Here is an 8647-nt window from a genome sequence, read left to right as displayed (position 1 = left end):
GGCAAAGGCTCAGGAACTGATCGTCAGCGGGTTCGGAAAAAAATAACCGCGCTCGCCGGCTCTCGCCACGGCGCGGGGCGCGACACATACCCCATCCTCACCCCTTTGCAAGATAAAAACTGCGCGCCTCGCGAATTTTTCTGAAATCGGTGCGCGCTCGGGTCATTACGCGAGCGATCATGGGGAGTAAGTTTTAGAGGTCGCCGGCGACCCGAAGAAAAGATGGGAGCTGCAACGGACGATAAGAGGAGGGCGGTCGGCCGAGCGCTTGCGCCCGAGGAGGGGAGTAGAGAGGTCTCTTCAGCACGGAGCGGGGACGCCTATGGCAGTTCCCGATACGCTCAGGTCTCGGTGGCAACAGCCTGACTTGCTTCTGTTCTTTGACGCCCCTGCTGGCGTCGGCTTGGCCGAGCCTGGTCTCGGCAGCGGACCTTGCCCGTCTCTCCCTTGAACGCGTCAGCCCCGCGATATTGTGAGTTCTCCAGATTCGGCGATGGATGCATAAGTAAGGTGTTCGATCCGGTCGGGAGGGAATGATGGCTCTCGAAAAGCCGTTCCGGTCCTTCGCTCTTGTCGGCCTTGCCGCCGCGGGATTGGCGTCGTCCCCGTGCCTTGGTCAAACGGTCCATAGCTTACCAGGGGCCCGCGTCGAGGTGTTCGCCCGGGTGCCGTCCGCCCGCGCCATGGCCGCCTGCGGCGATGCGCTTTATGTCGGAACGAAGGGCAATGCCGTCTTCGGCGTCTCCCTTGCAGGTGCCCCGGCCGTGCGGGCTGCTTCCGGGCTCGTTGCCCCCAATGGCGTCACCTGCCTTGGGAACAGGCTCTACGTTGCATCGCGCGATCGCATCTCGGCCTTTAGCACGATGCCCGGCGGCCGACTGGCTGATCGGGTTGATCTGCCGGTCAGACTGCCGACCCTGGCCCACCACGGCTTGCGCTATATTCGGGCAGGGCCCGATAGCCGGCTGTACGTTTCGATCGGCTCACCGTGTAAAATTTGTCAGCCTGAGGGTTTGCAGGGGACGATCATCAGCGTCAGTCCAACCGGCGGGGAGTTCCGGCGCGTCGCTTGGGGCATCCGCAATTCGGTTGGTTTCGACTGGAACGGTGCGGTCATGTACTTCACCGACAATGGCGCCGACGGGATGGGAGACGACACTCCGCCTGATGAGCTCAACGAGCTGCAGCCGGGTGCCTTCTACGGCTTTCCATATTTCGGTGGCCGCGTGCGATTGCGCGGTTTCGAGACGGCGGTTCCACCCGCACCGCAAACCCCGCCCGTCTATGAATTTCAGGCCCATGTCGCCACGCTCGGGGTCCACTTCTATCGCGGGGCCATGTTTCCCGAGTTGCGAGGTGAAGCGCTGATCGCCGAACACGGGAGCTGGAATCGCAGCATTCCGGTCGGGTATCAGGTTGTGCGGCTACGGCTTGGCGGCAGCCGCACCGGCAATGGACAGAGTTTCCTGAGCGGCGCTGGACGTCCAGTCGATGTGAAGGAGCTGCCGGATGGATCGATTGTCGTGTCGGATGATGCGGGAGGCCGGATTTGGCGCGTGAGTCGCTGATTCAGGCATATGACGGCAGGCGTATTGATCTACCCGGTGAAGTCGCTGCAACTGTCCACCACAACACTTATTGTCAAAACGTTTGTTATGCGAAATGATATTGTAGGCGCAAAGTTAAAATGTCCCACCGTGGCAAACTAGGAATGTCACACTCCCCTGAACGGACGTGCATGGGAGTGTGGCATGGGCTGGGTGGAGATGAGCGAACGAGAACTTCGCCGCGCTGAGGTGCTGGCATCGGTTTTTGCAGGCCGCCTAACGATGACCGCGGCGGCCGGTCTCATGGGCGTCACCCGGCGCCAGGCGCATCGGCTCGCCCGCCAGTTTGCCGAGCATGGTGCGGCCGGTCTGCGGCACCGGGCCCGCGGACGGCCTTCCAATCGACGGCTGGGGCCGCATGTCCGGCAGTTGGCCATCGCCTACGTCACGGAGAATTACCGCGACTTTGGACCGACCTTCGCATGCCAGATGCTTCTGGAGCGCCACGACCTGAGGGTCTCGCGGGAGACGCTGCGCACATGGATGCGCGAGGAAGGCCTCTGGTTGTCGCGCAAGCAGCGGCGTCAGCTGCATCAGCCGCGTTTGCGCCGCGATCATTTTGGCGAGTTGGTGCAGATCGACGGCAGCGAGCACCGCTGGTTCGAGGATCGTGGCCCGCGATGCACGCTGATCGTCTTCATCGATGACGCCACCAGCCGGTTGGTGGCGCTGCGGTTTGTCCCATCCGAAAGCGCTTTGGCGTATTTCGAGACGTTGAAGAGCTATCTGACGCGCCACGGGCGGCCCCTCGCCTTCTATTCCGACAAACACTCGATCTTTCGCGTGTCGAAGGCGCAGGCTCAGGGCGGTCAAGGCCTGACCCAGTTCGGGCGTGCGCTGAGTGAGCTGGGGATCGAGATCCTGTGCGCGAACTCGAGCCAGGCCAAAGGGCGGGTGGAACGGGTCAACCGCACGCTGCAGGACCGGTTGGTGAAGGAGCTCCGGCTCGAGGGGATCTCGACGCTCGATGCGGCGAACGCCTACCTTTCAGCCTTTGTGGCGCGCTTCAACGAGCGGTTTGCCATCACTCCCGCGCGATCGGAGGATCTGCATCGTCCGCTGGAGCATGCCCCAGCCCAACTCGATGCAATTCTGGCCTGGCGTGAGCAGCGCTATGTCACGCAGCAACTGGCGCTCTCCTATGACCGCCAGCGGATTATTCTGGACGAGACGCCGCTGAGTGCGGGATTGGCCGGCAAGTACGTTGAGATTTTCGAATTCCCTGACGGAAGGCTCGAGGTGCGCTGGCAAGGCATCGCCCTGCCGTATCGCCAGTTCGATAAACACCAGCGGGTCACCCAGGCCGCGATCGTCGAGAACAAGCGGCTGAGTGAGGTCCTCAGCTATGTGGCGCAGATCCAGCAGGAGCGGGACGAGCAGCGCTCGGCCAAGGCGCCGCGTCGGCGGGGACAGGGCGAGCGTCACATGTTCAAGGTCAGCTGAAGAGCGGCATGGCCATCTCGGATCGGATGGTATCCTGCTAGAAAGATCATTCCGTTTTCAGCTTTTACTGGAGGTTTCCTGAACCCAGCACAGCAACCCTGACCAGCTGTGCTGGGTTCAGGAGACGGGTCAGCGCTAAACGACTCAAAATATACACTGGTGTCATTTCTAATTTGCACACTGAGTGCCATTTCTACATTGCAATGACAGATATATAGTTAAGGGTATGCTTGGTATTGCCCTATTACGATGGTGATTGGCAGCGATCATCCTAGTTTGGAAATCGATTACTTCCCCCAATCTGACTTAGGGATTGAGCGCCAAGGCAAACTTGCGCCAGAGTTTGAATTCGTGCTAATTTGCTAAGCATGGCTGAGCCAAATCAAGGAAAATTAAACCAGCTGGACAAGACCTTGCCAGAGGGGCTGCTTGTCGACGCCGCTTGGATGGAACGCCATGGCTATTCCAGCAGCCTTCGCAGCCAGTACGTTTCGGCCGGCTGGCTCGAGCAGCCTGCTCGCGGAACCTATAAGCGGCCTTGGGGCACCCTTTCCTGGCAGCAGGTTGTCATATCGCTGCAAGTCCTTCTAAAACAGCCACTCATCGTCGGCGGCCGTACCGCACTCGATCTACAGGGCTTCAGCCACTATGTTTCCGCCCAGGGTCCGCAAACAATTCACCTGTACGGGCGCGAACCGCCGCCTGGATGGCTGAGCAAGCTTCCCCTGAAAGAGACCTTCCGGTTCCACAAGTCACAGACTCTGTTCAAGTCCGACCCGGTGACGACAGGGCTTACCAGCCTGGATTGGGATGTCGAAACTAATGTCGGCTCCAGCAATGACAGCCTGCATAGTACCCTGAACCAGCTCCCTTGGGGGCAATGGAATTGGCCCTTAACGGTATCGACGCCCGAGCGGGCGCTGTTCGAGCTCCTGGACGAGTTGCCCAATCATGAGAGCTTCCATCAGGTCGACATGCTGGTGGAGGGGCTGCGCACCTTGAGCCCCCGGCGCCTTGAAAAGCTGCTTGCCGACTGCCGCAGCATCAAGGTGAAACGGCTGTTCTTCTTCTTTGCGGATCGCCATCAGCATGCCTGGCTGAAGCGGATCGACCGCTCACAGATCGATCTCGGAACCGGCAAGCGCATGCTCGTCAAGGGCGGCAGGCTCGATCCTGTTTACCAAATCACCGTACCGGATGATCTTTATGCCCCCAGCTGAACAGTACCGTCGTTAGGTCGCCCTGCTGGTCTCAATCATTCCCTTCGTGGCGGAGGAAGACTGTTTTGCCCTGAAGGGCGGGACCGCAATCAATCTCTTCGTTCGTAACCTGCCGCGGCTGTCTGTCGATATCGATCTGACCTATTTGCCGGTGGCTGGCAGGCCGGAATCCCTGGCGGCAATCAATTCCGCCATGAAGCGGATCGCCGGTCGCATCAGACAAAACCTGCAGGGTGTCCACGTCAACGAAGTGAACAATGCCCGTGAAGGGATTGTCACCAAGCTGACAGTGCAGACCGCCGGAGCACAGATCAAGATCGAGGTGACACCCGTCCTGCGGGGCTGCGTCTACGAGCCTGAGATGAGGGGAGTATCGCCGAATGTCGAGGACGCCTTCGGGTTCGCCGAAATCCAGATCGTGTCGTTCGCCGACCTTTATGCTGGCAAACTGGTGGCCGCATTCGACCGCCAGCACCCGCGTGACCTGTTCGATGTTCGCGATCTACTGGCGAATGAGGGTATCACGGGGGAACTGCGGACCGCCTTCATTGTCTATCTGCTGAGCCATGACCGACCGATGGCCGAGGTTTTGGCACCGCCACGAAAGGACATCTCTCATGAATTCACCCATGGTTTTGATGGTATGACAGTAGCCCCTGTGACCATCGACGAGCTCATTCAGGTGAGAGAGACGATGATCGAAACCGTCGTCGGCGGCATGCCTGATGCCCACCGCCGCTTTCTCCTCTCGTTCGAGCGAGGCGAACCCGAATGGGGACTGCTCGGCGTTGATGCAGTCAAGAATCTTCCTGCTGTCAAATGGCGCCAACATAACTTGGACAAGCTGAGTGCAGAGAAACGTGGCGCGCTGGTGACGCAGCTTGAACAGGTGTTGGCCCAGGCGCCGATCAGTACGTCTGCCCACCAATCCGAGTGATCAGCAGCTCGTTCCGATGATTTGGCTAAGATGAGTTCGCAGCTCCAACTCATCACGACTTCTTGCATCAAGCAGTGACTGTAAGTGGTGCAGCTGCAATCGCCGAGCCTCTCCGCCTATATCCTAATCTTCAAGCGTTTCTATGACGGGGAGCCGCGGTCGCGAGCCGAGGCTTTTTCTTGAGCTGCGCCGAAACTGTCATCGCGTCTGAGCATTACTCTGAGCGGAAGCCAGCACTCCAATCCTGGCTTTCCGGAACGGGAGGCCTCCTCATCAACCTGGCAACGGCGGGTGAGAAGGCCTTTCCCTTCAGTGGAACAGGTTACGCCGCGGCAGTTGAGGGGCCGTGTCGACCTTCTTATCCTTATCGCGCGGCTTCATGTCGGACTCTGGCGAAAGATGCACGATGGCCGCCAGGATAGCGGCTGGCCGGATTTTGAGCTCCTCATTGATTGCCTTCAGGAGTTCATCGTCTTTCGCTACATATTCCAGCACGCCCAGCAGAAAGTGCGATGAAGTGGCTGACGCGCGGATCGTCTCGGGCTGAAGGCCGGTGACGTTCAGAAACTGGATGATCCGATCGACGTCCGCGACGATGAAGTTCAGGACCTGGATGGCAACACTCTCGGCGTCGCCCCGGCCGGCGATGGCTCGCCCATGAAATGTCTCAATCATCTCAGCCTCCACTGACACCGGCATCTGCTAATACCTGGATATAGGAGAGCCCATCCCGTGATGATAGCGGCTTCAGGTATGCTTGAAAGCGTGCCCGTCCTGTTTCCCTTCCCGATGGATGAAGGATACCGGCACCGACGGGTTGGAATTTGGCGAGACTGGTGTTAATCCCTTGCCCATCCCTAACACCTCTTTTGCGGGCCGAGAGATCAGGACACTGCATCGTCCTCGGCCTGAAAACCTTTTTCAACGATCAGGATTAGCGAGATGCCCGGCATCGCACGTCAGTTCGAGCCGCAGATCACCCGTACCGGTGGCGCCCCCTCCAAGTACCGCTTCACCGCCCGATGCTCGGAATGCCAGAAGACCGACACCTACGAAGCGACCAGGCCCACCGGCAACGACACCGTTCGAGGCTACTTCAAGGATCGCGGCTGGCTGCTCGGCCGAGCTCCCTCCTTTGACCTCTGTCCGGCCTGCCTCGCTCGCCCGCGCCATGCTCAGGAGACGCATTCCCCTGGTCAGCGCCGCGAGACCAAGGCCCTGGACCGACGGCACCGGGACACGGCTGACATTCTGGCCCGCCACTTGGGAAAGCCGGAGGAACTGGCAGCCGAGGTATTCCGGCCCAAGGAGGCGAAGCCCATTCAGCCCCCTGCCCCCCAGGCGCCGCAGCCAGCAAACGCCGGGCCGGCTCCTTCACCCGAGGCCGAGCAGGCCCTCTCCAGCATGGCGGCAGACCTGAAGAGTCTGCGCTCCGCCGTTGAGTTCATGGCTGACCAGTTGAGCCAGCTGGTGGCGCTTGGCAGCCGACAGACTGAAGCCCTCGCCAGTCTGTCCCCTGCCCTCACCCAATCGGCTGAGGGGCTCTCGGGCGAACTTCGGCAGGTGGCCAATGCCATCCAGGCGCTCCCGCATCGGTCCCGCCCTGCAACAGATCAAGCCTCCGGAGCGGGAGCCGAGGTCGCACAGATGCAGGCCGTCGATGCCGTGCCGGCACCTGCTGCAGATGCATCGGTGCAGGAGCCATCCCGGAGGACCAAGGGCAGGCGGAAGGCCGAGAACGACGCGATTGTGAGCGAGTCCGCCGATATCGTGGTGAAGTCGATTGCCGATCCCAAGGGCAGAACCCGCTTCTATACCGCGATCCGCCTGCCACGGCAGCTCTGGGACCGGGCGGGATTTAGGCCTGAGGATCGCCTGCTGCTCGACTGGAGCGGCACGGCACTGAGCATTGAGCGGGTAGCCGAAGGCGGTGTAAAGCCGAAGTCGGTCGGCAGCACGTCCGTGGTGCTTCAGTCCTGGAAACTGGGCAATCTCAACTTCGGTCAGCCGAGGGTCACCGGCACGGACGGCTTCCTGCGCTTGATGGGAAACGAGCGTTAGTCGGTCGGACTGATCCTGACACAGCTGGCGCCGCGTATACGCTCTTCCACGTGCGCCTGATACGAGCCGCCGAGATTTGACCGGCTGGCGGACCTGTGACGCCGGTGTGCGTTTTCCATTACGGCATCCCACAATGATCGGACGAGACCCTAATCTCCCCGACCCCCTAGCCGGCTCGAGAGCCCTGGCTTGGACCTGCCGGCAATCGGCAGACCGCGAGCATCGTGCCACCGCGCTTTGAGGACGTGCAGAGTAGCAACTCTGGAGGTGAAAATAATCGCGCACGACCGGTGCATCTCAACCAAGTCTGGCCGCCTCATCGAGCGCCTTGGCACCGTGATTGACGATATGATCGAGTCCCCGAAGCGGCCGTATTTAATCACGTTTTGAGGCGCGACAAATACGAGCTCGCAGGCCCAAGAATTTACCGAAATGCAGCTGCCAGCACTATGCCGCCGCGAGCGAAAAGCGATGAGTTTCGTTGATTTTTCGCGCCTCAATTTCCGGCGTGCGCCTGCGGGCTGGATTGGAAAAAGCGCCCATACGTCGGGCTCCCCCCTGCGACCAAGAAGGTCCCGCGTGAGCTGGATCAGGCGTGCTACCCGCGCTATGTTGGCGTGCCCTGGCGCCGGCTGCAGGTGCCATAGCAGTCGAGGAAACTGGCTCGGGCGCCCTGGATTAAATTCTTGCACAAAAACTGCGGTATTGAGCCCTCGACCCTCGTCGTTAAATATTCCTAAAAACATCACGTTACAACGTTTATGGGTCGGATCTACAGTATTGAGCCCGGATCTCGGTGCACAAAAACTACAGTACTGATCTCAAGCGACACGAAATAATAGTTGTGCGTCGCAACTGCGGTATTGAGCCCACAGGTGCCCCGATCACACCGTCCATCCCCGAAGCTCCCGGAACCCGCCAAAGCCGCTCCTTGGCCTCCGCAGGGCCCTTGCGGACCCATTCTGCGGGCAGACTGCGGTATTGAGCCTCGCTCTGATCTTGCCCTTCGGATCCCCGTCAAAGGCTACGAAGCCATCGCTGGTGAAAATCTCTGCGGCTCGCATATTTCCCAAGATCCTAACATGGGGCCACGATCGCCAACTGCCTCCAAAAGCGGTCCCGTGAAAATCAAAGGCGGCCCGCAGATTTCCACCTCATGCCTGCTGGCTTATAGCTGCCGTGAGGCTCCGGTCCCATCTTCACCTCGACGCAGTGGGCTACACGGCAGCTGGGTCAAAGGCTGCTACTGAGCTCAAACTCAAGGCCGACTCCGACACCCAAGGTGGGCGTCCGTCGTCCCAAGGCATTGGGCGGAAAGACACAGTGTAACTTTAATACACAAAAATTGAGGTATTAAGCCTTGGACTCGACCTGCAAAC

Annotated in this window: 6 protein-coding genes; 5 read left to right on the top strand and 1 reads right to left on the bottom strand. The window is 60.1% G+C overall.

Annotation, left to right across the window (positions count from 1 at the left end; translation table 11 throughout):
- Positions 1-536 precede the first annotated feature (536 nt).
- From ACS5Q0_RS24755 to ACS5Q0_RS24740, 4 genes are all read left to right on the top strand, one after another.
- Positions 537-1568: a PQQ-dependent sugar dehydrogenase gene (locus ACS5Q0_RS24755; protein ID WP_473129316.1), complete on the top strand. Its 1032-nt coding sequence runs from the start codon at positions 537-539 to the stop codon at positions 1566-1568.
- Positions 1569-1751: 183 nt separating this feature from the next.
- Positions 1752-3050, top strand: coding sequence for an ISNCY family transposase (locus tag ACS5Q0_RS24750; RefSeq protein ID WP_473129315.1), 1299 nt, complete (start codon positions 1752-1754; stop codon positions 3048-3050).
- Positions 3051-3418: 368 nt separating this feature from the next.
- Positions 3419-4270 (top strand): type IV toxin-antitoxin system AbiEi family antitoxin domain-containing protein, encoded by an 852-nt coding sequence (locus tag ACS5Q0_RS24745; RefSeq protein WP_473129314.1) that lies wholly within the window; start codon positions 3419-3421, stop codon positions 4268-4270.
- Between the two features lie 22 nt (positions 4271-4292).
- Positions 4293-5207: a nucleotidyl transferase AbiEii/AbiGii toxin family protein gene (locus ACS5Q0_RS24740; RefSeq protein WP_473129317.1), complete on the top strand. Its 915-nt coding sequence runs from the start codon at positions 4293-4295 to the stop codon at positions 5205-5207.
- 309 nt (positions 5208-5516) lie between these two features.
- On the opposite strand, the gene ACS5Q0_RS24735 is transcribed toward ACS5Q0_RS24740, so the two are convergent.
- Positions 5517-5882, bottom strand: coding sequence for a DUF3572 domain-containing protein (locus ACS5Q0_RS24735; protein WP_473129313.1), 366 nt, complete (start codon positions 5880-5882; stop codon positions 5517-5519).
- 267 nt (positions 5883-6149) lie between these two features.
- Here ACS5Q0_RS24735 and ACS5Q0_RS24730 point away from each other — a divergent pair, with 267 nt between their 5' ends.
- Positions 6150-7268: a hypothetical protein gene (locus ACS5Q0_RS24730; RefSeq protein WP_473129312.1), complete on the top strand. Its 1119-nt coding sequence runs from the start codon at positions 6150-6152 to the stop codon at positions 7266-7268.
- Positions 7269-8647: the final 1379 nt, after the last annotated feature.

This window comes from Microvirga sp. HS2 (assembly GCF_055792805.1).
Note: the sequence above shows the minus strand (reverse complement) of the source record. Positions and strands in the feature narration are given on the sequence as shown.